Annotated in this window: 23 protein-coding genes; 15 read left to right on the top strand and 8 right to left on the bottom strand. The window is 66.6% G+C overall.

Translation table 11 applies throughout. The features are described 5' to 3' along the window. Positions 1-7: 7 nt before the first annotated feature. Both ABZ420_RS21255 and ABZ420_RS21250 read right to left on the bottom strand, forming a co-directional pair. Positions 8-838, bottom strand: a complete 831-nt coding sequence (locus ABZ420_RS21255; protein WP_357125280.1) for an SDR family NAD(P)-dependent oxidoreductase — start codon at positions 836-838, stop codon at positions 8-10. After that, positions 835-2364, bottom strand: coding sequence for an NAD(P)/FAD-dependent oxidoreductase (locus ABZ420_RS21250; RefSeq protein WP_357125277.1), 1530 nt, complete (start codon positions 2362-2364; stop codon positions 835-837). The genes ABZ420_RS21255 and ABZ420_RS21250 overlap by 4 nt, the downstream gene beginning before the upstream one ends. Before the next feature lie 70 nt (positions 2365-2434). Here ABZ420_RS21250 and ABZ420_RS21245 point away from each other — a divergent pair, with 70 nt between their 5' ends. The 6 genes from ABZ420_RS21245 (at position 2435) to ABZ420_RS21220 (ending at position 8448) form a co-directional block, all read left to right on the top strand. After that, a complete protein-coding gene (locus tag ABZ420_RS21245) occupies positions 2435-3067 on the top strand; it encodes a TetR/AcrR family transcriptional regulator (protein WP_357125275.1) in 633 nt (210 codons plus the stop codon). Between the two features lie 548 nt (positions 3068-3615). After that, the gene (locus ABZ420_RS21240; RefSeq protein ID WP_357125272.1) at positions 3616-5589 is read left to right on the top strand and encodes a hypothetical protein; all 1974 of its coding nucleotides are present in this window, start codon (positions 3616-3618) and stop codon (positions 5587-5589) included. Positions 5590-5977: 388 nt separating this feature from the next. Then, positions 5978-6298: a WXG100 family type VII secretion target gene (locus ABZ420_RS21235; RefSeq protein WP_357125269.1), complete on the top strand. Its 321-nt coding sequence runs from the start codon at positions 5978-5980 to the stop codon at positions 6296-6298. 13 nt (positions 6299-6311) lie between these two features. Continuing rightward, positions 6312-6626 carry a WXG100 family type VII secretion target gene (locus tag ABZ420_RS21230; RefSeq protein WP_357125267.1) on the top strand — a complete coding sequence of 105 codons (315 nt, stop codon included), beginning with the start codon at positions 6312-6314 and terminating at the stop codon, positions 6624-6626. Next, complete coding sequence (locus ABZ420_RS21225) at positions 6623-8101, top strand: hypothetical protein (RefSeq protein WP_357125264.1); 1479 nt, start codon at positions 6623-6625, stop codon at positions 8099-8101. The genes ABZ420_RS21230 and ABZ420_RS21225 overlap by 4 nt, the downstream gene beginning before the upstream one ends. A gap of 11 nt (positions 8102-8112) precedes the next feature. Further along, entirely contained in the window at positions 8113-8448 is a 336-nt protein-coding gene (locus tag ABZ420_RS21220) for a hypothetical protein (RefSeq protein ID WP_357125261.1), read from the top strand. Positions 8449-8588: 140 nt separating this feature from the next. Here ABZ420_RS21220 and ABZ420_RS21215 read toward each other — a convergent pair whose 3' ends face one another. Beyond that, positions 8589-9566 (bottom strand): ADP-ribosylglycohydrolase family protein, encoded by a 978-nt coding sequence (locus ABZ420_RS21215; RefSeq protein WP_357125259.1) that lies wholly within the window; start codon positions 9564-9566, stop codon positions 8589-8591. 368 nt (positions 9567-9934) lie between these two features. On the opposite strand from ABZ420_RS21215, the gene ABZ420_RS21210 reads away from it, so the two are divergent. The 9 genes from ABZ420_RS21210 to ABZ420_RS21170 all read left to right on the top strand — a co-directional run bounded on the left by ABZ420_RS21210 (position 9935) and on the right by ABZ420_RS21170 (position 14712). Then, on the top strand, positions 9935-10840 hold the full coding sequence (locus ABZ420_RS21210; RefSeq protein ID WP_357125256.1) for an aromatic prenyltransferase: 906 nt from the start codon (positions 9935-9937) through the stop codon (positions 10838-10840). 131 nt (positions 10841-10971) lie between these two features. Continuing rightward, positions 10972-11163, top strand: a complete 192-nt coding sequence (locus ABZ420_RS21205) for a hypothetical protein (protein WP_357125253.1) — start codon at positions 10972-10974, stop codon at positions 11161-11163. A gap of 22 nt (positions 11164-11185) precedes the next feature. Next, positions 11186-11524 (top strand): ESX-1 secretion-associated protein, encoded by a 339-nt coding sequence (locus ABZ420_RS21200; RefSeq protein ID WP_357125251.1) that lies wholly within the window; start codon positions 11186-11188, stop codon positions 11522-11524. Then, a complete protein-coding gene (locus ABZ420_RS21195; RefSeq protein ID WP_357125248.1) occupies positions 11521-11820 on the top strand; it encodes a WXG100 family type VII secretion target in 300 nt (99 codons plus the stop codon). The genes ABZ420_RS21200 and ABZ420_RS21195 overlap by 4 nt, the downstream gene beginning before the upstream one ends. 5 nt (positions 11821-11825) lie before the next feature. Continuing rightward, positions 11826-13205: a hypothetical protein gene (locus tag ABZ420_RS21190; protein WP_357125245.1), complete on the top strand. Its 1380-nt coding sequence runs from the start codon at positions 11826-11828 to the stop codon at positions 13203-13205. Between the two features lie 15 nt (positions 13206-13220). Next, the gene (locus ABZ420_RS21185) at positions 13221-13517 is read left to right on the top strand and encodes a hypothetical protein (protein WP_357125242.1); all 297 of its coding nucleotides are present in this window, start codon (positions 13221-13223) and stop codon (positions 13515-13517) included. Positions 13518-13821: 304 nt separating this feature from the next. Next, positions 13822-13968: a DUF397 domain-containing protein gene (locus tag ABZ420_RS21180; protein WP_357125239.1), complete on the top strand. Its 147-nt coding sequence runs from the start codon at positions 13822-13824 to the stop codon at positions 13966-13968. A 94-nt stretch (positions 13969-14062) separates the two neighbouring features. Then, positions 14063-14320, top strand: a complete 258-nt coding sequence (locus tag ABZ420_RS21175) for a hypothetical protein (RefSeq protein ID WP_357125236.1) — start codon at positions 14063-14065, stop codon at positions 14318-14320. Continuing rightward, positions 14320-14712, top strand: coding sequence for a DNA-binding protein (locus ABZ420_RS21170; RefSeq protein ID WP_357125233.1), 393 nt, complete (start codon positions 14320-14322; stop codon positions 14710-14712). The genes ABZ420_RS21175 and ABZ420_RS21170 overlap by 1 nt, the downstream gene beginning before the upstream one ends. 138 nt (positions 14713-14850) lie before the next feature. Here the strand turns inward: ABZ420_RS21170 and ABZ420_RS21165 are convergent, their stop codons facing one another. From ABZ420_RS21165 to ABZ420_RS21145, 5 genes are all read right to left on the bottom strand, one after another. Beyond that, positions 14851-18651, bottom strand: coding sequence for a multifunctional oxoglutarate decarboxylase/oxoglutarate dehydrogenase thiamine pyrophosphate-binding subunit/dihydrolipoyllysine-residue succinyltransferase subunit (locus ABZ420_RS21165; RefSeq protein ID WP_357125230.1), 3801 nt, complete (start codon positions 18649-18651; stop codon positions 14851-14853). Between the two features lie 106 nt (positions 18652-18757). After that, positions 18758-22576: an ABC transporter ATP-binding protein gene (locus tag ABZ420_RS21160; RefSeq protein ID WP_357125227.1), complete on the bottom strand. Its 3819-nt coding sequence runs from the start codon at positions 22574-22576 to the stop codon at positions 18758-18760. Between the two features lie 50 nt (positions 22577-22626). Next, positions 22627-23409, bottom strand: a complete 783-nt coding sequence (locus tag ABZ420_RS21155) for an ABC transporter permease (protein ID WP_357125225.1) — start codon at positions 23407-23409, stop codon at positions 22627-22629. Next, positions 23406-24395 (bottom strand): ATP-binding cassette domain-containing protein, encoded by a 990-nt coding sequence (locus tag ABZ420_RS21150; RefSeq protein WP_357125223.1) that lies wholly within the window; start codon positions 24393-24395, stop codon positions 23406-23408. Before ABZ420_RS21150 ends, ABZ420_RS21155 begins: the two co-directional genes overlap by 4 nt. Beyond that, positions 24392-25117, bottom strand: coding sequence for a hypothetical protein (locus ABZ420_RS21145; RefSeq protein ID WP_357125220.1), 726 nt, complete (start codon positions 25115-25117; stop codon positions 24392-24394). Before ABZ420_RS21145 ends, ABZ420_RS21150 begins: the two co-directional genes overlap by 4 nt. Between the last annotated feature and the right edge of the window lie 27 nt (positions 25118-25144).

The raw sequence follows: 25144 nt of genomic DNA, 5'->3' as shown, positions 1-25144 counted from the left end.
TCCCGGCTCAGGGCAGGAAGCGGCGTTCGACGTTGGCCGCGATCCGCTGGTAGCCCGACGCGGTCACCCGCACGAACAGATCCAGCAGCTTGGCCTCCCAGCCGATCAGCACGCGGCCGTGGCCCTTGCGCACGCCCTCGGTGATGGTCTGCGCCGCCATCTCGGGGGTGTGGATGGCCAGCTTCTTGTCGAACATCGAGGCCGCCGACTTGCTGTCGATGCCCTCGGCGTAGGTGGCGTTGCGCGCGACCGCGGTCTTGATGCCGCCGGGGTGCACGCAGGTGACCTTGACCGGGTGCCGGGCCACCAGCATCTCCTGGCGCAGCGACTCGGTGAAACCGCGCACCGCGAACTTCGCCGCGTTGTAGGCGCTCTGGCCGGGGATCGCGATGAGGCCGAAGAGGCTGGACACGTTGACGATGTGGCCGTCGCCGGACTCGATCACCATCGGCAGGAACGCCTTGGTGCCGTTGACGACGCCCCAGAAGTCGACGTCCATCACGCGCTCGAAGTCCTTGTACTCCGAGCGGATGACTTCGCCGTGGTGGGCGATGCCCGCGTTGTTGTAGACCTGGTGCACGGTGCCGAAGTGCGCTTTCACCGCGTCGGCGTAGAGGATCACCGCTTCGCGTTCGACCACGTTCAGCCGGTCGGACTTGACCTGCGCGCCGAGCTGCTCGCAGCGGCGCGTGGTCTCGGCGAGGCCGTCGACGTCGATATCCGACAGCGCCAGTTTGGCGCCGCGCCGGGCCAGGTTCTCCGCCAGCGCACGGCCGATCCCGGAGCCCGCTCCGGTGATCACACAGACCTTGTTCTTGAAGTAAGCGTCATTGCTCACGATGCCACTGCTTTCACATCGGTTCGGGAAATGGAGATGTCGTATGCCGACACGTCGAATGTCCTGGTCAGGCGACGGAATTCGAAGGTGAAGTCCGGCCACAACGTGGTGTTGTTGCCGTGCTTGTCCAGGTACCAGCTCGAGCACCCGCCGGTCAGCCAGACACTGCCTGCCAGCTTCGCCTGCAAGTCCTTGTTGTAGGCATCCTGCACGTCGCGGCGCACTTCCACGGTACGCAGGTCGAGGCGGTCGATGGTAGCCAGCGCGTCGGCGACGTAGTTGATCTGCGATTCGATCATGTACACCATCGAGGTGTGCCCGAGGCCGACGTTCGGGCCGAGCAGGAAGAACATATTGGGGAAGTTGGCGATCGTGGAGCCCTTGTAGCCCTGCTGGCCGATCTCGTCGAACACCTCCGACAGCGTGCGCCCGTCGCGGCCGAAGATCGTCTCGTAGGTCGGCGAGTCGGTGACGTGGAAGCCGGTCGCCACGATCAGCGCGTCGATCTCCCGCTCGGTGCCGTCCTCGGTGACGATCGAGTTCGCGCGCACCTCGGCGATGCCGTCGGTGACCACGTCGACGTTGGGGCGCGCCAGCGCGGGGTAGTAGTCGTTGGAGATCAGCATGCGCTTGCAGCCGATCCGGAAGTTCGGCGTGACCTTGGCGCGCAACTGCGGATCACGAATCTCGTAGCGCAGTTTCGCCTTCGCGATCGCCTCGAACAGCTGCATCAGGGCCGGAACCTTGGCCAGGCCGACCACCTGGGTCTCGCGCGCGGCGTAGATGGCCGCGCGGGATAGTCGCTGCAGGCCCGGCACGTGCTTGAAGGCGAGTCGCTCGGCCTTCGTGTACGGGCGGTCCAGGCGCGGCAGCAGCCAGGGCGCGGTGCGCTGGTAGACGTCCAGGTGGCCGACCTTCGCAGCGATGGCGGGCACGATCTGGATCGCCGAGGCGCCGGTGCCGATGATGGCGACCCGCTTACCGGTGAGATCGGCGTCGTGATTCCAGCGGGCGGAGTGGAAGATCTCGCCTTCGAAGTCGTTGATGCCTTTGATGTCCGGCAGCGCGGGCTCGCACAGCGCGCCGACCGCCGAGACCACCGTGTCGGCGGTGAAGCTGCCCTTGCTCGACTCGATCTCCCACAGCGCGGTCTCGGTGTTCCAGCGGGCGCTGGTCACGTCGCAGTCGAAGACGTGCTTGTCGCGCACGTCGTAGCGCTCGGACACGTCCCGGATGTACTGCTGGATCTCGCCCTGCTTGGAGAACGACCGCGACCAGTCCGGGTTCAGCGCGAACGAGTACGAGTACAGGTGCGAAGGAACGTCGCAGGCCGCGCCGGGGTAGGTGTTGTCGCGCCAGGTGCCGCCGACATCGCTGCCGCGTTCGAGCACGAGGAAGTCGTTGCGACCCTGCTGGGTCAGCCGGATGGCCAGACCCAGACCCGCGAACCCGCTGCCGATGATGATCGTCCTGGCGTGGCGCGTGGATCGGCCGGCGACAGCTTTGTCTGTAACCTTGCGACTCATGTAATGCAGCCTACGATGCTATTGAGCACGAGTCAACAGTGTATTGACTCCCGTTCAGTAGGATGTGCCGGTGACCAGAACTCAGTCGGACGCCCCCAAGCGCACGCGGCTCAGTCCCGACGAGCGCCGCGAGCAGCTGATCACTCTGGGCGCCAAGATGCTCGGCGAGCGCTCCATCGACGACATCTCCGTCAGCGAGATCGCCGCCCAGGCCGGGATCTCCCGAGGCCTGCTGTTCCACTACTTCCCGACCAAGCAGGATTTCCAGTTGGCGATCGTGCGACACGCCAACGCCGAACTGCTCGAGCGCGTAATCCCGGACCGCTCGCTCGGTCTGTTCGAGATGCTGCGCGACTCCATCGAGCGCTACATCGAGTACGTCACCGAGAACCGCACGTCCTACCTCGCGCTGTTGCGTGGTCCGACCAGCGTCAGCCCCGAGCTGGCCCCGCTGGTCGATCAGACCCGCGACGCCATCATCGGCATCATCCTCGCCGAGACCCCGGTTCCGGTCGCCGAGTCCGACCATCCCCGGCTCATGCTCGCCATGCGCGGGTGGATCGCGTTCGTGGAGGAATCCACGCTCACGTGGTTGCGCACCGAACCCATTTCCCGAGCCGAGTTGATCGACCTGCTGGTCGAATCGTTGATCGCCATAGCGTTCTCGGTGGATCCGGCGCTGGCTTCGGCGCTGCGGGGTTGACGAAGTTCCGGCTTGCTTCTGTCGGATTCGTCAGGTCGACGGTGTGGTCCACAGTGCGCTGATCGGAAGGCGGGACAGCCCCTCGCCGAAAGGAAGCTGCTGGTCGCCGCAGTAGAGGACTAATCCGGCGTGGAATCGATTGCCCAAGCGGCGTTGCAGGGGTCGTCGATCTGCCGAAAAATACGGCGTCGATCTGCCGAAGGGTGTGCCGTCGATCTGCCGAAATTGCTGTCGATAGTCTGCCGAAGGTGTCGGCATGTAGCTGCCAGTGATGTCTGCGAGGGTTACGGAACGTCGGGCATCACGGAGGTGAGAGTGCGCGCCCGGATGTAGCCCCAGTGGGACACCTGCGTTCCTGCGGATCGTCCGAGGCGATACCGCTCGGCTTTGCGATCCAGGCGGAATCACTGTGGCGCTGTCCACACGTCGCACTCCGCATGCCCTTTTGCTGCCAATACCCCGCTGCTCCAGTGTCTTTCGATTTTGCCTTGGATATTCCGGCGCATACCGTTGTGTCGTCCATGGTGTGACGGCGATGGAGGCCGCCGATGTTGGTCATCAACGAACGAACGACGGCACCGCGATCCGAACAGCGTGTGCTCGGCTGGATGCGGTCGTGGACCGGCCAGTACGTCATTGTGGGGCTGGCGATCTCGGGGTGTTACCTACCCGATCGCAAGGGCGAGGCCCGGGAAGCCGATCTGGTGGTGATCACGCCCAGAGCAGCGGTCGTGATCGACGTGCAGGACACCGTGCCGGAAGCCACGGCGGGCGTCCTCTCGGTGCAGGCCAACGGCCGCTGGCGGCTGTCCGGCTTCGCGGGCGACCCGATCCAGCCGCGCCACGACGACAGCAGCCCGTTCGACCGGGTGACGAGCAACGTCGTCAACCTGCAGGCGCTGGTCCGTAAGCAGCACGGCGACGCCTCTGTCGACGGCCTGATCGTCGTGGTGCCACCCGAGGACTCGGCCCTCACGCTGAACGTCGAGTCACGCAGGCGCGGTTGCGCGGTGGTGCTCGGAGCCGGGCAGGCCGACCTGCGCGCCTGGTTCCACCGCACCGCGAGCCGCAAACTCATCTGGACCGCCGAACGCACGCACACCCTGCTCACCGACTTGAACCTGGGCGACCAGGTCACCGTCGACGACCTGGCGGCGGACGGGTTCCCGCTGGAGCAGAAGTTGCGGGCCGGCACGCTGGCGGCGCTCGACAGCGTCACGCGCAAGGCTCCTGAGCTCGAGCACAGGACGTCTACCGCGGGCTCTGACGCCGACGAGTCGGCTGGTTCGGGCGCCCCACCGGCGGATGCCGTGCCCGAGCCGCCGGACGCGGTCCCGGATGCAGCGCGGCTCACCGCATCGCCGCGAGCCGCCGAAAATCCCGACGAGACAGAGGATGTCGACCGTCGTATCTCGGAGGCGGATCAGTCGACTGCGTCGCCCTCTACGCCGAAGCGGAACGACGCGCTGGAACCCGACACCGGGGAGCGCGAGGGCTCGGAGTCCGCGCCGCCACCGCGGTCCGGTGCGGAAGGCGCACCGCAAGTCGACCGATCACCGGCTCGGCCGCCGGTCGTGCATACGGCTGTTACGGACGGCAGCCAGGACGTAACAGCGTCCGAGTCGCATTCCTCGCAGGTGCCCGTTGCCGGGGCGGTGCAGGCGCAACCTACCGAGGCGGATCCTTTCGCACCGGAATTCCTCGCGCCGGAGCCCCCGCCAATGCCTTCGTCGTCGGACACGACAGCTCATTCGTATGCCGGAGAAGTGCGCCAGGCGGCATCGTCTCTCGCGGACGCAGAGCCCGGTGTGCGAGAAGATGATCATTCGCAGCCGCCTCGCTTCGAAGGCCGGCTCGCGGCGAAGTCCGCACAGGAGAACGTAGCCGAGCCGAATTCCTATGTGACGGAACGCTTCGCCACCGGGTACGTGGATTCAATACACCCCTCCGCAGCTGAGCCCACTTCGCCGGAACGAACCGAACCCGGCTTCTCGCCCGCCGACGAGGATTTCGATCCGGCCGCGCAATCGTCGCCCGCACCGTCGTCGTTCACGGACAGTTGGTCGTCGTGGATCGAACCCGAACCCGAACCCGACCGGCCGCTGCGCCCACGTCCGGCGCAGGCGCCTCAGTCCAGCCCGCCCCCAGCGTGGTCCACACCCGCCCCCGAACCGCAGCCACTGCGCCGCCCCGCGCCGGCCGCTGTGCTCGAGCGCCCACGGATCGCGGTTCGCGACCAGATAACCGCACTGTCCGCGCGCATCCCCGGCGGCACCTCCGAGAAATCCAAACCCCGCCGTCACCGCTCGCAACAGCTCGCCGCGATAGCCCTCATCGCGTTCGTGATCGGCACGATCTGGATCCTGGCCGCGTCTTGCTCGACCCCCACCGGCGGCGCAGTGCAACCCACCCAAGCCCCCGTGCTCACCACCGAGGAAGTCCCCCCACCGCCGATCGTCACGGAAACCCCGGGCCGCATGAACCTTCTACCGTTGTGCACTCCGCGCACGCCCAAGTGCTGACTTTCGCGCCGGGCACGCTGTAATCCGCGTATTCCCCCCGTCGGGAGCATACTCGTCGCTGGTATTGACGCAGCGGGGTCGCGATCGGCCCCGACAGCTTCGGTGGCGTCGCATCGTGCGGGAACTCGCGGTGTCCCGTGGCTTTGGAAGCGTCATTCGGTCGTGCACCCGCAGTCGGCGGAAGAAGCTGTCCACTCACGTGTGTTCCGGCACCGGTTCGGGCCCAGTGGATCCCGCGTCTGCTCGAGCATGTCGATGTCGGGCCTCGGCCCCGGATGGAACCGGATGAACGTTAGGTTCGTCCTACTGATCGACTCATCTCGCGCGGACAGGTGGTGAGGTGACCTCGGTCCGGTTCGGGACGGCGAGAAGTAAGGAGAGTCGCGGTATGACAACGGATGGGGCGACGCCGTTCGCGGTGGTGCCGGAGCATGTTTCGGATGCGGGCCGGTACGTCTACGACACGGCGCAAACGCTGATCAGTGGCGTGCGGTCGACCGACGCCGAAGTTGAAGCTCTGCTGGCTACCTGGCGCGGCCCCGCGTCGGATGCGTACGCGGCCGGCTGGAGTGAAGTCCGGCAGGGTGTGGTGGACGTGTTGGAAGCGTTGTCAGAGATGGCCGAGGCGCTCGGAATGGTGAGCACCCGGCTCGACGCGGTCGATCAGGCACGCGTCGAGAGCTTCTCGCTTGATCTGCCCGCATTCTGAGAAGAAGGACACTGTGGAGTACAAGGTGAGTTTGGGGCAGTTGGATGCGATTACGGTGCGGATCGACGCATTGCGGGGATTCCTGGAAGAAAGCTTGATCGAGATCGACGAGCGGATCGCCACGGTTCAGCAGACCTGGAACGGTGCCTCGGCCGCCGCTTACGCCGACGCGCACGCCGACTGGATCGCCGGAGCGCAGAAGGCGGCCCGCGGCATCGAGAAGATGAGGGCCGCTGCGCAGGCCGCGCACGACGCCTACAGCGCGACCGTGACCGCGAACCTGTCGGTGCTGGGGCGCTCTGGGCAGGACGGAGGTCCGGCGCGGTGACCGTGATCGATGTCGATACCGAGGTTTACACCGACTCCGGGCGTGCGCTGATCTCCGCCGCCGAGGCCTGGTTCCGGGCGGTGGACGCGAAATGGACCACCCTGGCCGGCTGCGGGCAGATGTGTGGGTCATATTCGGAGGCGGTCTCCTGGGCGCAGTCCTATGACACTCGCGTCGACGAGCTGATCAGGGGCGCACGGCAGATCGCCGAGGCCGCCGACAACTACGGCCGCATCCTGATCGAACTCGGGCACAATCACGCGATCGGCGATTATTTCGCCACCGTGGGTGCCGGTGGGCAGCCGCCTGCCGCGCCGACCATGCCGCCACCAGCGATGTTCGTGTGCAAAGTACCGCTTCCGGCAGCGGGTGGGCCGGGGCAAGGGCTGGTCGACGGCACCATCGGCTTGGTGGAGAAGGTCGGCATCGTCATCCCGGACGGTGACGCCACCCGGTTGAAAACGGCCTCGGATGCGTGGGCGCAGTTGGCGGCGGCTCCGGAGGTCACGGGGTTCGTCGCGGAGCTGGAGCGCATCGCGGGCATGTTCGCGCCGATCACCGCCCCTGAGCTCGATCATGTGGACGAAGACCTGAGAGCGTTGCGCGCGGCGGCATCAGATGTGGTCACCGGATTCGGCGAAATATCAACGTCGACCACCGAGCACCGTGACGCGCTGGTGGAAATGCGTGACAAAATCGCAGGTTTCCTGGACCAGTTGGCCAAGGACATTGCCCTTGAAATTGCGATCAGCGCCACCATCACGATCGCTGCGTCGCTGGTGACCTTCGGCGCTGCTGCCGCCGGCGGCGCCGCGATCGGCGCGGCTCGGGTCGCGCATATCGTGTCGCGTTATGCGCCGAAGATCCGGCTGCTGGTCGATGCGTTCAAATTGCGCGGGCTCGGGCGCGGATTCTCCGCAGTGCCCGACTTCACCAGACACCGCCAAGAGATGCAGCGACTGCTGGATCTGGGCGCCAAAAACCGGGCGCGTGCCAAGCCTACGAGCTGGGTGAGTGACATCACCGCGCGGGATCGCCACGTGCTCGAACTCGGCCCGGCCGACAGCCGAAGCACCAATCTCACCGAGCTGCTGCGGCGTGGCGATCCCCTCACCCCAGAGCAGCAAAGACACGTCGATGACCTGAATGCGGCGCTGTCCAAGCTGCCCGCGCACGAGGGACCGGTGTTGCGGCATACCAACCTGACGCCCGAACAGCTCGCTCGCTATGAGCCGGGAAAACCGACAACTGAGCTGGGGTTCACGTCTGCATCCAACAAGCCGAGCGGCGTCAATGACGTTTTCGTACAGAACGCCGAGGTCGAGATGCAGATCATCAGCAAGAACGGGCGAGTCTACGGTGACTACGGAACTCCCGACGAGGTGCTGTTTCCCTCGAACACAGAGTTCTTTGTACACAACAAGTTTCGCGATCCCGCCACTGGCAGGATCATCATCCAGATGTCGGAAGTCTAGGAGTGAAATTCATGCCGAAAAAATTCGGAGGCAAACTCTTCTTCAGCAACGCCGAAGCCGCAGCGAGGAGGCCCAGCGACGAGGAGATCGAACGCACCCGCCGACAGCTCGAGGCGTTCAACATCGAACTCCGAGCGGCGGGCCTATCCAGCGAAGGGCATGTCGGTGGGCTCGGCGGAAGGTTCTCCGATGACCTGTCAGGAACGGAGTTCCAAGGCTGGACCTTAGAAGCCGGCACGTGGCGCGACGCGAACGGCGAAGTCGTCTACACGCGGGGCTCGGATGGTGGATGGTATGACGCTGCTGGGAGCTTGGTGTTCGATGCACTCGGTAATCGGCCGCGATGACGGCACCAGCAGCGGAAGTTCTAGTCACCAGGTAGCGCGAAGGCTGCCCAGCGCGGCCATCCACTGAGTTATTTGCCCGGAGCCGTCGAGATAGTGGCAGTGGCAACCCGATGAGGATTACGGCAGCGCCACGGGCGTGCTCACGATGCGCCGGAGAGCCATTGTCGAACGCGGCCGGACGCGGATCTCTTGCGTCGTCGTGTTCGAAGAGTCGGGGTGAACCAGCCGGGCAACGGCTCTCGCGCGGCAAGCCAAGTCTGCGGCACGCCGGCGATCGGAGCGGGGCGGCTTCCGACGCCGGCATAGGCGGCGACGATCCCGCCCACGATGGCGCTCGTGGTGTCGATATCTCCGTCCGCCGCAATACATGTGGTAATCGCGGCCGGGTAGTTGTCCAAATGCGTTGCCGCGACCCACATTGTGAACGGCACGGTGTTCTGTGCGGTTACCAGGGATCCGTTGCCGAGTTCCCTTGCAGCATCCTTCGCCGAGGCTCCGAGCAGGGTGCGAGCACGGCGAATCAGTCGGCTGGTCTCACCGTCGTCGAGGCGGTCGAGGAGGGCAGTGAGGAATCCCTCTGGCGTGGGCGGACTCCCGATCAGGCGAGCACGAGCGGCCTGACCGGCCGCGAGGGCCACCGCGACCGCGCCGAAGACGCCTTCGGGATGCAGATGTGTCACTTGCGCCGACCGTGCCGCCTCGGCGGCGATTCTTTCCGGATCGTCGGCGAAGAAGGCGCCCAGCGGGGCGACTCGCATGGCCGCGCCGTTGCCACAGGAACCCTGATGATCGAAGGCGGCTCCGGCCGCCTCCCGCCAGTGCATGCCATTGCGGATTCGACGCAGGGTGTCGACCGCGAGGAAGCCGTATTCACGGCGCGGGTCGAACCGTTGCGCGAAGGCGGTGGCAAGCCGATCCTGGTCGATCCCACCGTGACTGGAGAGTTGCGCGACCACGGTGCATGCCATCTCGGTGTCGTCGGTCCACCCCCACTGTCGGGCAGGAGGATCTCCTGCCCGAAGATCCGGCATCGACCGGCCCATGATCGAGAATTCCGCGCCCAGCGCATCCCCAACAGACAGTCCATCGAGTGAATCGAGCATCAAGTCAACGTGCATCGTGTCAAATGCTAGCTATGCCGAATGGCGTGTCGCGAATGATTGCGGCGGTGGGGTCGGACCTCGACGGAAGCACGTCGACGCCGGCCTGTCGCCGGTAGTGCCGGTCAGACGCTACTTGTATCGCGGTTGCCCATATAGGTATGGGCAGTCATCCGGGCATCGACCACACCGGCTCGCTCGGCCCGCAACTGGGCCATGCCCTCACCCGCCACCTCCGCTCATCGACCGCGTGACCCTGGAAGGATGCTGCAGCGTAGAGTGCTAGCTGCGGTCCCCGTTCGACTCCAGAATCTGAGTCATGTTCTGCGTAAACCGAATTGGCGGAATCGCGATGTTGCTCGTAGCGCCGATGTCTGGAAGGACGCGTGTTCACCACTACCGAATCCGAACTGGACGATCTCTATGCGGCCATTGAGAAATCCGCGCGGCTATGGGACGTGCCTTGCACCCGAGAAGCTGTCTGGCCCACTCTGACCGCATACGGTGCGATGCTCACGCGCTCCGTGATCTCTTTCCGAGTGGTCACCGACGCCCGCCGCTCGGGCGACCTCGACTACCGCTTCCTGACGCTGCCCAGCGACGTCGACCCTTACGGCATCGCCCTTTCCAACGAACTCGTTCCCGAGACCGATCATCCGGTCGGCGCTCTGCTGGACCAAGTCCGGGAACGGTGCCCCATCCACAGCTACGGGATCGACATCGGTGTAGTCGGCGGCTTCAAGAAAATCTGGCCGTTCTTTCCCGCCGATGGCATGCAGAAGGTATCTGAGCTCGCCGAACTGCCATCCATGCCGCCCGGTCTCGCCGACCACGCCGACATGTTCGCCCGTCACGGCTTGGAGGACAAGGTCGGCTTGCTCGGCATCGACTACCACGACAAGACGATGAACGTGTACTTCCCCGGACTGCCGGCCGACTGCTTCGCACCCCGCGCCATCATGTCGCTGCACCGGGATGCCGGACTTCCGGAACCGAGCGACCAATTCCTCTCGCTCACCGAGAAAGCATTCGATATATACGCCACCTTCAGCTGGGAGTCGCGCCGGATCGAGCGCCTCTGCTTTCCCGTGATCACACCGGACCCGACAACGCTTCCGGTTCGGATCGATCCGCGCTTCGAGCAGCTCGTCGACGAAGTCCCGATCAACACGACAGACCGTCGGTTCACCTATGCCGCCACCTCGTCGCCCGACGGAGAGTCCTATAAATTCAGTTGGTTCTACCAGTGGCAGCCCAGGATTCTGGACCGGATGAAGACTGGGGTTTCATAATCCCGACCGTGTGGTCCGCCAGCTCGGCGCAAACGACGCCCAGCGCATCGACGGCGCCAGCGGTCCCCGCCTGGTCGGTTTCTCCGATCAAGCGCAACCTGCGTATCCTCCCGTGCACCCCAAGCGGCGCAGTGGATCTGGTTTACGCCGACCACGGCCGACGAAGCCCGCATCGCAGCGTTCGAACCGCTCCAGCGAATCGGCATCACCTGGCCCGAGTCGACATCGCCGACACCTCGACCGTGCTGCACGACTCGACCGCCGTCTTCCCGATCGCCGCGGAGATCACCGACCGCACAGTCGTACTGGATCTCGGCGCATGAGGCATCGGTTAGGATCCGCGTCATGAGTGATGGGGGGACACCAGCCTCTGGACAGAACCTCGCGGTGGTGCCCGAGAAGGTGCGCGAGGTCGGCAAGTACGTCTACGAGTTGGCCGAGGCATTGCGCGCGGCATTGGACTCCACCGCGAAGGACGTCGCTTCGCTGACCGATGGCAGCTGGACCGGCGACGCGGCCAACGAATTCTCCGAGGGCTGGACCGACGTCCGCGACGGCGGCGCCAAAATCATGACCGCCCTGACTGGGATGGCGGAGAAGCTCGGCGTCACCGCAGAGACCTATCAGGCACGTGATGAGAGCAACGCTGCATCCTTGAACACTTCGAGTTTGGATCTGCCATGAACTCTCGGTTTTCGGTCGACCTGGAGCATCTCGATGAGATCGTGGTCCGTCTGTCGAGTCTGGCCGGGTTCATCGGCGAGCATCTCGATGAGATCGATGACCGGGTTGCCACCCTGGCCGGCAGCGGGTGGGAAGGCGTTGCCGCCCAAGCGTATGCCGATGCCCATGCTCAATGGATCATCGGAGCAAGGGAATTCGTCGAAGGTGTGAAGGATGTCAGCGACGCGGCGAAGGCGGCCCATGCGCGCTACACCACCGCCCACGCCACGAACTACAAAATGTTCTCCCAGGAATAAGAAACATGGGTGTACTGGTTATCGACTGGCAGACTTACTACGATGCCGGTAAGAAATGCCACGCCCTAGCCACCGACCTACGTACCGCCGACAAACCGGTCCACGACGCGGTCAAAGGTGAATGCGCGGGCATGGCCGGTAATACTGCGGGGTGCGAACAATGGGGAAACACCTACGACCGCGTCGCACAGGAAACGATGCAGACCTGCACGAACCTGGCCGACGCGCTCACCAACTTCGGCAACATGCTCTACGCTGCCGGGTACAACTGGGCACTGGCCAATAACTCCAACCCGATGCCCGACCGGCCCACCGTGACGGCGATGTCGGAATACAAGGTGACCATCCCGACTTCGGTCGGCAACAACGGTGACGGTGTCACCGAGGGAAAGGGCAGTGTCCCCGGATTCTACGATGCCCTGGTCGGAAAGGTCCAGGAAGAGTTCGGAAGCAAGCTGCCCAACGGCAACAAAGAAAAACTCGCCAAGGCCGCGTCGACCTGGAAGACGTTCGCCGAACACAAGTCCATCACCGATGCCGCATCCAGGATCACCGAAGTCATCAACCTGTTCAGCGATATCCAGGACAAAAAAGGCCTCGACCCCCTCCTCGGCCACCTCGATACCCTCAACAGTGGCGCCACGCAACTTGCCTCCGCATCCCTCAACCTCGCCACACCTGTCGCGGAATACAGCACCGCCACCTCCGAAACCCGGGACAAATTCCGGGACGCGGTCACCAATGCGTTGATAGCAGCCGGAACCACTGTCGTCATCGGCGTCGCCGCCTCCTGGATCACCGCTGCCCTCAGCGACGTCGCCGCCGGCGTGGGCGTCGTAGCGATCGCCGGAAATACCGCCAGAGTGCTCAAAAGCACCTACGACACCAGCAAACTCATCAAAATAATCGGCACAGCCTCCGCGGTGGCGGGTACAGCGGCCTTCACCGTCACTGCGTTCGAAAAAGTCCCCAGCCTCACCGATATCGCGCTCAAACTGGGCGCCATCATCGCCATGAAGGTTTACATCGATGACGCGGACAAATTCGAGAACTTGCCGCTGGCTCCGGATAACCCGGCTCCGGGTATGACTGATGAAGTTGAAAAGTACATCCTTGGGAAGCATGTCAAAGGCGCTCCCAACTATAATCCTTCGAAAGGCACCTGGCCTGACATGATTACCGGTGAGGAGCTCGACGAGCTGGCCGAGGCAGCCGAGAATTCGCCGGCACGAGGACCGAATCACGACGGAAATTTTGAACGCGAGGTTGACGCCGGTAAAGTCATCGGCAGCGTGTCGGAGCAGTTGGGCGGTCATGCCACCAGTCGATACAAGATCATTACCGACCGATTCGGCGGCATTATTACCATGTATCCGATCCCGTAGATGTCAGGAGTTGAATTGGGAATCGACATCATCATTCAAAATCAGATCCACGAAAGGATCGGCCTAGTATATGGAGACGCGGAAGATACGCTTGTCAAGTATCGAGAGAATGCTCCGACGGGCTCGATACTCCGGGGTCTTCACGCGCACGCGGACACGATGTTCAACACAACTCAGCTCGCCATGCTGCTAGATGAGATAGCAGATGCTCTGCCGAACAACGACAAAGAAGCGGAGATGCTCTCCGTATTGCGCGATGCCGCCGAAACCGCTATACGGAGGAACGGGTATCTTTGGTTCAGCGGGGACTGAAGTCGTGATCGCATGCCCGGCATAACGGCCGGTATTATTGCCCTTGCGAACGGTACGTTCGAGGCCGGCTCGGGTTCCCAACAGCGATCATCTGCTGCGGTTTTGTATTGAACAGCCGAAATGCAATTTGTGCAATTGTTTCACAGTCGGGGGTGATCACGCTCGAGACATCGGAGCGCTAAGGGTTCGGCTCGGCCGTTCGCAGCAACTGCAGGAGCCCGGTGGCTGCGGCGAACTGTTCTTCCTATGAAGCAGGACTGGAACGAACTGGACTGGCGGAAGTCGAGCTTCACCAGCCGGAAACTTGCGTAGAGGTTGCCGCGCTCCAGGGGGCGTACTGGTCCGCAACAGCAGCGCACCTGACGCCGGGACACTGGAGTTCACCCGAGCCGAGATTGCCGCTTGGCTGGAGGGATGTAAAGCGGGAGAGTTCGACGACCTCGCTGTCTGATGTTGTGGGCGGCATGAGTTTCGCGGCTCGCTCCGATGGCGGAGGGGCTGATCGACGCCACTCAGACGTTACCACCAGTGGTATCATCAGTCGTATGGCTGGTAGTAAGAAATACTCGATCAGTCTGCCGGAAGACCTTGCCGAGCAGGCTCGGGCCTACGTCGGCCCGGGTGGGTTCTCCGCCTACGTCGCGGAGGCGTTGGAACAGCGCGTCGCGATGGACAAGCTCGGTGAATTGGTGGCCGATTTCGAAAAGGACAACGAGCCGCTGACGCGCGCGGAAATCGATGAGGCGCGGGCGGAATTGGGTTTCGAGCGGCGTCGTCGGGGTTCGCGCGGATCGGCCGCCTGATGCCGGATGTGCTGTTTCTCGACAGCCAGGGGCTGTCGATGCTGTATCGGAAGGATCGCCGAATGCTCGCGTGGGTGCAGGCGGCCAAAGAAGACGGCGTGCGAGTGGCAACCACAGCGATGACGACGGTGGAAGCCGACTACAGCAAAGTGCATCCTGCCCGAATCGCCTGGACGCTGTCGCAGATCGATGTCCATGCCGTCACTCGCGAGTTGGCCGCGCGAGCTGCCGCGCTATTGCGGGAACACGGTCTGGCAGGCCATAAGTACGCGATTGATGCCGTTCTCGCGGCCTCGGCCGGCTCGGTTCGAGGTCTGGTGACGGTGGTGACGTCGGACCCGGAGGACATGGCCTTGCTGTGCGGCCCGGAGATCGAGATCGTAAAGGTCTGAGCGCAACGATCCTGGCTCAACGCTCTTCGCTATGGCAGCGAAAGTCGGTTCGGCGTCCAGAACTCGTGTTCGCGAAATGCAAGACCGGGCCGGAGCGCTCTTTCAAGAGAGCGATCCGGCCCGGTCTCGGGTCGAGAACTAGCTGGTCGGCTCGAACGACTCCGCGATGATCTCCGCCTGTTCCACCGCATGCACCTTGCTGGACCCCGAGGACGGGGCCGACATCGCCCGGCGGGAGATGCGGCGCAGCTTGGTGTTGGCGAAGCGGGCGGGGAGGGTTTCGGGGAGGTTGAGGCCGAAGAAGGGCCAGGCGCCCTGGTTGGCCGGTTCCTCCTGGACCCAGGCCAGGTCGGTGGCGTTGGGGTAGCCCTCCAGGGCCTCGTTCAGGCGGCGGACGGGCAGCGGGTAGAGCTGCTCGATGCGCACGATCGCCACGTCTTCGCGCTTCTGCTTGGCCTTTTCGGCGGCCAGCTCGTAGTAGAGCTTGCCGCTGGTGAGCAGGACGCGCTTGACCTTGCTGCGGTCGCCGATGCCCTGCTCGTAGGCCGGCTCGTTGAAGACCGAGCGGAACTTGCTCTCGGTGAAGTCCTTCAGGTCCGAGACCACGGCCTTGTTGCGCAGCATCGACTTCGGGGTGAAGACGATCAGCGGGCGGCGGATGCCGTCGAGTGCGTGGCGGCGCAGCAGGTGGAAGTAGTTGGCCGGGGTGGACGGCACCGCGACGGTCATCGAGCCTTCCGCGCACAACTGCAGGAAGCGCTCGATGCGGCCGGAGGTGTGGTCCGGGCCCTGACCCTCGTGGCCGTGCGGCAGCAGCAGCACGACGTCGGAGAGCTGGCCCCACTTGGCCTCGCCGGAGGAGATGAACTCGTCGATGATCGACTGCGCGCCGTTGACGAAGTCACCGAACTGCGCCTCCCACAACACCAGCGCGTTGGGGTTGCCCAGCGAGTAGCCGTACTCGAAGCCGACGGCGGCGAATTCGCTCAGCGCCGAGTCGTGCACGGCGAACCAGCCCGGGTTCTCGCTGCCGATGTTGTGCAGCGGGGTGTACTCCTCGGCGGTCTTGCGGTCGATGATCACCGCGTGCCGCTGGGTGAACGTGCCGCGGCGGGAGTCCTGACCGGTCAGGCGCACCGCGCGCCCCTCATCGATCAGGGTGCCGAAGGCGAGCAGCTCGGCGAAGGCCCAGTCGACCTTGCCCTCGTAGGCCATCTCACGGCGCTTCTCCAGCACCGGCTTGACGCGCGGGTGCACGTTGAAGCCGTCGGGCACGTTGAGGAAGGCGTCGCCGATGCGCTGCAGGACGGCCTTGTCCACAGCCGTCACGACGCTCGCGGGCACCGGCTGGTCGTCTTCGACCGACGCGCTCGGTCCCGGCGAGTATTTCTCCAGTTCGCGGACCTCGTTGAACACCCGCTCCAGCTGGCCCTGGTAGTCGCGCAGCGCGTCCTCGGCCTCTTTCAGCGAGATGTCGCCGCGGCCGATCAGGCTCTCGGTGTACGCCTTGCGGACCGAGCGCTTGGTGTCGATGACGTCGTACATCCACGGCTGGGTCATCGACGGGTCGTCGCCCTCGTTGTGGCCGCGCCGGCGGTAGCAGATCATGTCGATGACGACGTCCTTGCGGAACTTCTGCCGGAAGTCGACCGCCAGGCGCGCCACCCAGTCGCACGCCTCCGGGTCGTCGCCGTTGACGTGGAAGATCGGCGCGCCGATGAACTTCGCGATGTCGGTGGAGTACTCGGTGGAGCGGCTGTTCTCCGGCGCGGTGGTGAAGCCGATCTGGTTGTTCACCACGATGTGGATGGTGCCGCCGACCCGGTAGCCGCGCAGGCCCGACAGGTTCAGCGTCTCGGCGACCACGCCCTGACCGGCGAACGCGGCGTCACCGTGCAGCATCAGCGGCACGACCGAGAAGCCCTCGGCCCCGTCACCCTTGTCCAGCAGGTCCTGCTTGGCGCGGACCAGGCCCTCCAGGACCGGGTCGACCGCCTCGAGGTGCGAGGGGTTCGCGGTGAGCGAGACCTCGATCTCGTTGTCGCCGAACATCTGCAGGTAGGTGCCCTGCGCGCCGAGGTGGTACTTCACGTCGCCGGAGCCGTGCGTGGCGGCCGGGTTCATGTTGCCCTCGAACTCGGTGAAGATCTTCGAGTAGGGCTTGCCGACGATGTTGGCCAGCACGTTGAGCCGGCCGCGGTGCGGCATGCCGATGATGACCTCGTCGAGGCTGTGCTCGGCGCACTGGTCGATCACCGCGTCCATCATCGGGATGACGGCCTCGGCGCCCTCCAGCGAGAAGCGCTTCTGCCCGACGTACTTGGTCTGCAGGAAGGTCTCGAAGGCCTCCGCGGCGTTCAGCCGGTTCAGAATGTACTTCTGTTGCGCAACAGTCGGCTTCGCGTGCTTCTGCTCGACCCGCTCCTGGATCCACTGCAACTGCTCGGGTTCGAGGATATGGGTGTACTCCACACCGACGTGGCGGACGTAGGCGTCGCGCAGGACGGACAGCACGTCGCGCAGCTTCATCTGGTCCTGGCCGTGGAAGCCCGCCACATTGAACGTGCGGTCCAGGTCCCACAGCGTGAGGCCGTGCTGGGTGACGTCCAGGTCCGGGTGACTGCGGAACTTCTCCTTGACCAGCCGCAGCGGATCGGTGTCGGCCATCAGATGGCCACGGTTGCGGTAGGCCGCGATCATCTCCAGCACGCGCGCGCTCTTGTCGACGCCGCGTTCGCGGATGTCCTTGCGCCAGCGGATCGGCTCGTACGGCACGCCGAGGCCGTGGAAGATCTCGTCGAAGAAGTCGTCGGAGATCAGCAGCTGGTGGATCGTGCGCAGGAAGTCGCCGGACTCCGCGCCCTGGATGATGCGGTGGTCGTAGGTGGAGGTGAGCGTCATCAGCTTGCCGACGCCCAGATCGGCGATGCGCTCGTCGCTCATGCCCTGGAACTCGGCGGGGTACTCCATCGCGCCAGCGCCGATGATCGCGCCCTGCCCGTTCATCAGGCGGGGCACCGAGTGCACGGTGCCGATGGTGCCCGGGTTGGTCAGCGAGATGGTGACGCCGGAGAAGTCCTCGGCGGTGAGCTTGCCGTCGCGGGCGCGGCGCACGATGTCCTCGTAGGCGGTGTGGAACTGCCCGAAGGTCATCGCCTCGCAGCCCTTGATGGCCGCGACGACCAGCGACCGGCTGCCGTCCTTGCCGGGCAGGTCGATGGCCAGGCCGAGGTTGGTGTGCGCGGGGGTGACCGCGTTCGGCTTGCCGTCGACCTCGGCGTAGTGCCGGTTCATGTTCGGGAAGGCCTTGACCGCCTGCACGATGGCGTAGCCGAGCAGGTGGGTGAAGGAGATCTTGCCGCCCCTGGTGCGGGCGAGGTGGTTGTTGATGACCAAGCGGTTGTCGATCATCAGCTTGGCCGGGATGGCGCGCACGCTGGTCGCGGTGGGGATGCTCAGCGAGGCGGCCATGTTCTTCGCCACCGCCGCCGCGGCGCCACGCAGCACCTTCGACTCGTCGGCGGCGGTGTCGGCCTGCTTCGGGCCGGAGGTCGGCGCGGCGTTCGACGTCGGCGCCGGGGTGGTCTGCGGGGTGCGCGCGTTCACCGCGGCCGGCTTGGCGGCGGCCGGTGCGGGCTTTGCGGCGGCCGGTGCGGGCGCTTTCGGAGCCGCGGGGGAGGCGGGCTTGGTGCCGGCGGGCTTGGCGTCGTTGCGCTTCGCGGCCGCTGGAGCCGGTGCGGGAGCGGCGGCCTGCGCGGGGGCGGACTGGTTGTTGCCGGAGTCGCCACTTACCTCAGGCGTGTAGTCGGCCAGGAATTCGTGCCAGCTCTCGTCGACCGAAGATGGATCTTGCTTGAACTTCTGATACATCTCATCGACTAGCCACTGGTTCTGTCCGAACTGGGAAGTTGAGCTGCTCACAGCAGGTGTTCGCCTCATTTCGTTCTTCGCGCTGCGACGTTTGTGACGTGCCCGGCACGGGGATCAGCGGATTGCGCGCCGATGCGCCCTATCTGAGGATAGGCCCAGCAGCGAATCGGCGAATTCACCGACCACCCGACACCCCCGACCCTATTGGTGATGACCCGGCGTCACCTGAGAATATTCCCTCCGACGCCTGCGCCGCTGCCCACAGCCGGGTATACGGGCCGCCCGCCGCGAGCAGCTCCGCGTGGGAGCCGATTTCCACGATTCGCCCATGATCGACGACGGCGATCCGGTCGGCGCGTGCGGCCGTGCCGAGCCGGTGCGCGACGAGCACCGTGGTGCGGTCCCGGCTCAGCGACCGGCTCGCTGCCAGCACCGATGCCTCGGCGTCCGGGTCGAGCGTCGCGGTGGCCTCGTCGAGCAGCAGCAAGTCCGGAGCGACCAGTTCGGCGCGGGCGAGGGCGATCAGCTGCCGCTGCCCGGCCGACAGGCCGCGCCCGCGCTCACCGACCGGCTGGTTCATCCCGAGCGGAAGGGCGGCGATCATCTCCGTCGCGCCCACCGCGGCGGCGGCCGCGGCGATCTCCTCGGGTGTCGCGAATGGTTTCCCGAATGCAATGTTGCTCGCCACGTCGCCGGTGAACAGGTGAGCTTCCTGGGGGACGATGCCCAACCGAGAGCGGTATTGGGCGAGGCGGTAGTCGCGCACGTCGACGCCGTCCACCCGGATCGCGCCTGGGGCATGCGGGACTACGCCGGCTTCGCTTTTCGATGCGGCGGCCGCAGGCCCTGCCTCACCGGCGGAACCGGAGTCCGGGGGCAGGTCGTACAGCCGTGCCAGCAGCTTGACGACGGTCGACTTGCCCGCGCCCGTCGGCCCGACCAGGGCCAGGGTGGAGCCCGCCGGAATGTGCAGCGAGACGCCGTCCAGCGCGGGAACGCGACTGCCCGCGTAGTGGAAGCGGACGTCGTCGAACATCACCTCACCGCGCAGCCCGCCGTCGATGAGCACCGGGTCGGCCGAATCGGCGGCGATCGAGGAGGGCGTGCGCAGCAGGTCCCCGATCCGGCGCAGGCCGACCCTGGCCTGCTGGTAATTGTCGAAGACTTGGGACAGCTGCAGGATCGGCACGAACAGCAGCTCCAGATACAGCACGAACGCCACCAGAGTGCCCGCACTGGTGGCGCCGGTGGCGACTTCGCGCGCCCCGAAGTACACCACCACCGCCAAGGCCACGTCCGCCCATCCGACGACGAACGCGAAATACAGCGCGATCGCCCGCTGGGCCCGCAACCGGCTGTTGCGGTACCGCTGTGAGTACTCGGCGAATCGACGGGCGGCGCGTGGCTCGTGCAGGTTGGCCTGCACCGCGCGCAAGCCCGTCACGTTCTCCTGGAAGTCGGCGTTGACCGCCGACACATGCTCGCGCGACACGGTGTAGGCGGTGGACGACACCCGCCGGAACAGCACCGTCGCGATCGCCAGGGCGGGCACCGTCGACAGCACGGCCAGCGCCAGTGAGACGTCGATGACCAGCAGCGCGGCCGTGATGCCGACCAACGTCAGCAGGCCGATCAGGCTGGTGGCGACTCCGGTCTGCAAGAAGGTCGACAGCGCGTCGACGTCGGTGGTCATCCGCGTCATGATCCGCCCGGACAGCTCGCGCTCGTAATAGTCCAGGCCGAGCCGTTGCAGGTGCGCGAAGCTGCGCACGCGCAGGGCGAAAAGCACCCGTTCCCCGGTGCGGGCGGTGAGCATTGTGGTGGCCGCGCCGACCGCCCAGCCCGCCCCGGCCAGGACCGTGCCGAGCAGCGTCGTGCGGACCAGCGCCCCGGCGTCGTCGCCGAGCACGCCGCCGTCGATCGCGTAGCGCACCAGCGGCGGGAAGGCGATCGCGATGAGCGCGTCCGCGGCCAGCAGTGCGATCACCGTCAGTACCAATGTGCGGACCGGCCGCAGCAAGCGGGTGAGCCGGAACGCCGGATCCGGCTCGCGGAGCCGCTCCGCGTCTATGCCCGGCTGCTCGGTGGCGGGCGGCAGGAGCTCGATGGTCTTGCGCAGCTCGGGTGTCTCGCTGATGTCGGCCGCCGCGCTGCCGAAGCGCCGACCGGAGGGACCGTCGAGCGCTCGCCCCTGGGAGACCGGCGTCGCGGCCGGGTCCGGCTCGGTAGCGAGGTGCCCGGCGGGAGCGGGCAACCGGATCACGCGGTCGGCGTGGGCCAGCGTCGACTCCCGGTGCGCGAGGATCAGCGTGGTCCGTCCACCGTTGTCGGGCAGGGCATCGAAGATGGCGGCCTCGGTGACCGCGTCCACCGCGGAGGTGGCGTCGTCGAGCACCAGGATGCGCGGGCGGGCAAGCAGCGTTCTGGCCAGCGCGATCCGCTGGCGCTGGCCGCCGGAGAGGGTGAGGCCGCGCTCGCCGACCACCGTGTCGTAGCCGTCGGGCAATTCGGCGATGAATTCGTCGGCCGCGGCCTGGACGGCGGCCTGCCTGATCTCCTCGTCGGTGGCTTCCGGCCGTCCGAGGGCGATATTGGCCGCGATGGTGTCGGAGAACAAGAACGGATCGTCGAAGACGACGCCGATGGCGGCGCGTAGGTCGGCGGCGCGCACGTCGGCGATGTCGACGCCGACCGTTTCGGTCACGGCGGGCGGGTTTGCCCGGATGTCGGAGCCGGCGTGCGAGGCAGTGGCGTCGGTGAACAGCCGGATACTGCCCGCGTCCGGTGCGTAGAAGCGGGGAAGCAGCAGGGCGAGGGTGGACTTGCCCGATCCCGCCGGGCCGATGACCGCCACCGTCTCGCCGGGCCGCACGCGCAGATCCAGCTCGCGCAGCACCGGCCGGTCGGGGTCGAAACCGAAGCTCAGCGCATCGATCTCGATGCCGAGCGGTCCGTCCGGCAGTTCCACCGGGTGGTCGGGCTCGGCGATGACCGGCGCGGTGTCGATCACCTGGAACACCCGCTCGGCCGCCGCCCTGGTCAGCTGGGCCATGACGATCACCGAGGAGAGGATGCGCGCGGTGCCGGTCATGACGGCGACATACGCGGCGAACGCGACGAAGGTGCCGATGCCGATGCTGCCGCGCAGCGCCAGCAGTCCACCGAGCGCGATGACGGCGACCATGCCGATCTGCGGAATCGTCGCGACCGACGGCGCGAACCCGGCATCGATCCGCGCGGCGCGCATCCGCTCCGCGAACAGCTTGCGACCGTGCCGCTCGAGCAGATCGACCATCCGCGCTTCCTGGCCGAACCCTTTGACCACCCGCACGCCGGTGACCGTCTCCTCGACGTGCTGGGCGAGATCGGCGGCGCGCTGCTGCGCCGACCAGGTCGCCGCGTGCAGGCGCGGCCGCATGCGGTAGACCACCACGCCGATCGCGGGGACCACCAGCAGCGCGACGGCCGCCAGCGGCGGGGACAGCCAGATCATGACCGCGGCGGCCGATCCGAACTCCAGCAGTGCCATGCCCGACAGCGGCACCATCGCCAGCAGGCCTTGGACCAGCTGGAGATCGGTGATCGAGCGCGACACCACCTGCCCGGTACGCAGCGTGTCCTGTCCGACGCCGTCCAGCCGCTGCAAGGCGCCAAGCAGCTGCACGCGCAGCGTGTGCTGCACGTCCAGGGACAGTCGCCCGGCCAGCCAGCGCCGCCCGAACCCGGCAGCGGACCGGCTGACGGCCAGTAGCAGGATAAGTCCGGCCACGGCGCTGATCGCCGCCGTGTCACCGATCCCCGCCGCGTCGACGGCCCGTTTCGTCAGCAGCGGCCCAGCGGTCTCGACGACCGCCCCGCCTGCCACGGCCGCCGCCAGCCCGCCCAGCACCGCGCGGTGCGGTAGGCATTCGGCCCACAGCCTGCGTATCCAGCCGGGTTTACGTCCCCCGTCCACGTCGTTCGCTCGCCCCCTTTGTCGTACCGCGTTCGTCATCGACGGTACCGACACCGGCCGACAAGCCGTTGTTCCCTACCGGCCGCGGATCACAGGTCGCGGGTGCGCAGGCTCCACCAGCTCGCGGCGCCCAGGCCGATGGTCCACAGCAGCAAGACCACGACGGCGGCCGGGGTGGGGGCGAGTAGATCGCTGTCGGGGTAGGAACCCACCGCCACGGTGCCGACGGTCGCGGAGACGGGCAGCAGGGTGACCACGCCCGGAATGCCGAGGCCGCGTGCGATCAGCCAGATCAAGGGTTCGGCGAGCACGATCCAGCCGAGCAGCAGCGGCACGGCTCTGGTCGAGGATTGCAGCAGGATGCCCGCGCTCGCGCCGATCAGCGACCAGCAGACCGCGGCGAGCAGCCCGCCGCCGAGTACCGCGAAGAACTCCCCGGTGACGACGATCTTGCCGTGTCCGACGCCGAACAGGGCCCCGACCGACACCAGCTCGACCGCTACCGCCGCCGCCAGCGTACAACATCCGATGACCAGGAATTTCCCGGCGGCGAGCCGGTCGCGGTCGGCGGTGAACAGCGCGGTCACCGCCATGCTGTGGTACCGGTACTCGGCGCCGGTGCCCACCGCGCCGAAGACCGCGGCCGCGAGCACGACCAGCGCCAGCGCGACGTAGAGGCCGATCGTCGCCGCGCCGGTGGCGGGCTGGCCGCGCGGATCCGGCGGCCCGGCCAGGCTCGCCGACACGAGGCTCGCGAACAGTGCCACGGCGAGCAGCGCGGCGGCGAGCGTCCTGGCGCGCGGCATCGTGACGACCTTGCGCACCTCGGAGTTGACGTTCGGCACCAGGTCCGCGGGCAGGATGGTGATCATCGTGGGATTCCGTAGGGCGTCGGCGAGGGTGGCTGGGCGCCGGGCGCGGAAAGACCCGGGTAGTGCGGCGCGGGCGCGGCGGTGGGTTTGGTCAGCGACGCGAGCACGCGGTCGGGATGGATCGGGTCGGCGACGATGCTATCGATGCGCACCTGCGCCGCGGTGGCGGCCGTGCGGATCTGCGCTTCGCTCGCTTCGGCGACGGCGAGGCGACCGTCCGGCCGGATCACCGCGTCGGTGAATCCCTGTGCCGCGAGCATGGTGGCCAGCGCGATAGGTGTGGACGCCGCGACCACCAGACGGTCCGGGTGCCCGCGCCGCAGCCGCGCCGGAGTGCCCTGGTACACCACAGTGCCCTCGTGCAGGACGACCAGCTGGTCGGCGGCGGGCAGTACGGCGCCGAGGCTCTCGCTGGTCAGCAGGACACTGCCGCCGCGGCGGGTGTGGCCGCGCAGGAAGTCGTGCAGCCAGCCGCGTTCGGCGGCGTCGAGCCCGTCCATCGGATCGTCGAGCACCAGCAGCGGAGGATCGGCGAGCAGCGCGGTGGCCAGGGCCAGCCTGGTCTGCTGCCCGATCGACAGGTCGCCGGTCTTGGTCGTGGCGTGCTCGTCCAGCCCCACCAGTTCGAGTACCTCGGTCACCCGGCTGTCGGCGACGTTCGCCGCGGCGGCGTGGATCCAGAGGTGCTCTCGCGCGGTACGGGCCGGAGGCAGTCCGCGGGGGGAGAGGACGCCGCCGATCACGCTCGCGGAGCCCGTGCCGTCGCGCCGGGCCCCGGGCCCACCGACGGACGCGGTTCCGGAGGTGGGGACGACCAGTCCGAGCAGCACCCGCAGAATCGTGGTCTTGCCGGCGCCGCGCGGACCCACCAGCGCGGCGATGGCTCCGGAGGGCACGGTGAAGCTGACGTCCGCCACGGCGGTGGCCAGTTCGTACCGCTTGGTCAATCCCTGGACCGCGAACGCGATCGGCAGCACCCCGCTCATCGTGGCTCGGCCGGAGGTCGCGGCTTGGCCGGGTCGATCGCGGTGAACGGGTCGGCGTCGATGATCAGGTGCCCGGGCCAGGTGGCCGGCGGCTTCCCGAATGCCTTGCGCGCGTTGTTGATCGTGGCCTTGCCCAGGGCACGGTTGCCCGCGCCGCCGATCACGGCGCCGATGCCCGCGGGCAGCACCTTGCCCGCCATCAGCGCGGCGCGCTTGGTGATGAACCGGATGATGAACCGCTTCAGCAGCGAATCGTTCATGCTCGACAATCCGGGGATGCGGTTGGCGAAGGCCGAGCCCCAGTTCTTCGCGGAACTGCCCACGCTCTTCTGCACGATCTGCATGCCGCTCTCGCCGAGCACGACGGCCAGCACGAGCGCCCTGCGCTGCTCCTGGTCCTCCGGCGAGATGCCGTGCACCGCGGCCACCGCCAGGGTGAACACCGCCGAGGCCTCCATGAAGAAGGTGGTCTCGGCGCTGACGGCGGCGATGGCCGCGATGGTGCCGACGCCGGGAACGGCCGCCGTCGCGCCGACCGCGCTGCCGCTGCCGGTCACCGCGAGCAGGTACTGCTTCTCCAGCCGGTCGATGATCTGCGCGGGGCTGTCATCCGGATGGGAGCGACGAATTCGGTCCACGTACTTGGCGACCGCGGGGGCCTGCAGGCGGGACCCGGTGTCGAGCAGTTCGACCACCGTCTTCTCGAACGCGCCTTTGAGCATCGGCGGCATCCTCCTCTTCCGGTCTGC

This window comes from Nocardia sp. NPDC005745 (assembly GCF_040630775.1).
Lineage (GTDB): Bacteria > Actinomycetota > Actinomycetes > Mycobacteriales > Mycobacteriaceae > Nocardia.
Note: the sequence above shows the minus strand (reverse complement) of the source record. Positions and strands in the feature narration are given on the sequence as shown.

What these genes read in the sequence shown, in the direction of transcription:
- ABZ420_RS21215 (WP_357125259.1), bottom strand. Translation starts at nt 9,566, where the DNA reads ATGCACGTTGACTTGATGCTCGATTCACTCGATGGACTGTCTGTTGGG.
- ABZ420_RS21175 (WP_357125236.1), top strand. Translation starts at nt 14,063, where the DNA reads ATGGCTGGTAGTAAGAAATACTCGATCAGTCTGCCGGAAGACCTTGCC.
- ABZ420_RS21240 (WP_357125272.1), top strand. Translation starts at nt 3,616, where the DNA reads ATGTTGGTCATCAACGAACGAACGACGGCACCGCGATCCGAACAGCGT.
- ABZ420_RS21160 (WP_357125227.1), bottom strand. Translation starts at nt 22,576, where the DNA reads ATGACGAACGCGGTACGACAAAGGGGGCGAGCGAACGACGTGGACGGG.
- ABZ420_RS21250 (WP_357125277.1), bottom strand. Translation starts at nt 2,364, where the DNA reads ATGAGTCGCAAGGTTACAGACAAAGCTGTCGCCGGCCGATCCACGCGC.
- ABZ420_RS21220 (WP_357125261.1), top strand. Translation starts at nt 8,113, where the DNA reads ATGCCGAAAAAATTCGGAGGCAAACTCTTCTTCAGCAACGCCGAAGCC.
- ABZ420_RS21195 (WP_357125248.1), top strand. Translation starts at nt 11,521, where the DNA reads ATGAACTCTCGGTTTTCGGTCGACCTGGAGCATCTCGATGAGATCGTG.
- ABZ420_RS21150 (WP_357125223.1), bottom strand. Translation starts at nt 24,395, where the DNA reads ATGAGCGGGGTGCTGCCGATCGCGTTCGCGGTCCAGGGATTGACCAAG.
- ABZ420_RS21170 (WP_357125233.1), top strand. Translation starts at nt 14,320, where the DNA reads ATGCCGGATGTGCTGTTTCTCGACAGCCAGGGGCTGTCGATGCTGTAT.
- ABZ420_RS21145 (WP_357125220.1), bottom strand. Translation starts at nt 25,117, where the DNA reads ATGCTCAAAGGCGCGTTCGAGAAGACGGTGGTCGAACTGCTCGACACC.
- ABZ420_RS21200 (WP_357125251.1), top strand. Translation starts at nt 11,186, where the DNA reads ATGAGTGATGGGGGGACACCAGCCTCTGGACAGAACCTCGCGGTGGTG.
- ABZ420_RS21235 (WP_357125269.1), top strand. Translation starts at nt 5,978, where the DNA reads ATGACAACGGATGGGGCGACGCCGTTCGCGGTGGTGCCGGAGCATGTT.
- ABZ420_RS21165 (WP_357125230.1), bottom strand. Translation starts at nt 18,651, where the DNA reads ATGAGGCGAACACCTGCTGTGAGCAGCTCAACTTCCCAGTTCGGACAG.
- ABZ420_RS21190 (WP_357125245.1), top strand. Translation starts at nt 11,826, where the DNA reads ATGGGTGTACTGGTTATCGACTGGCAGACTTACTACGATGCCGGTAAG.
- ABZ420_RS21155 (WP_357125225.1), bottom strand. Translation starts at nt 23,409, where the DNA reads ATGATCACCATCCTGCCCGCGGACCTGGTGCCGAACGTCAACTCCGAG.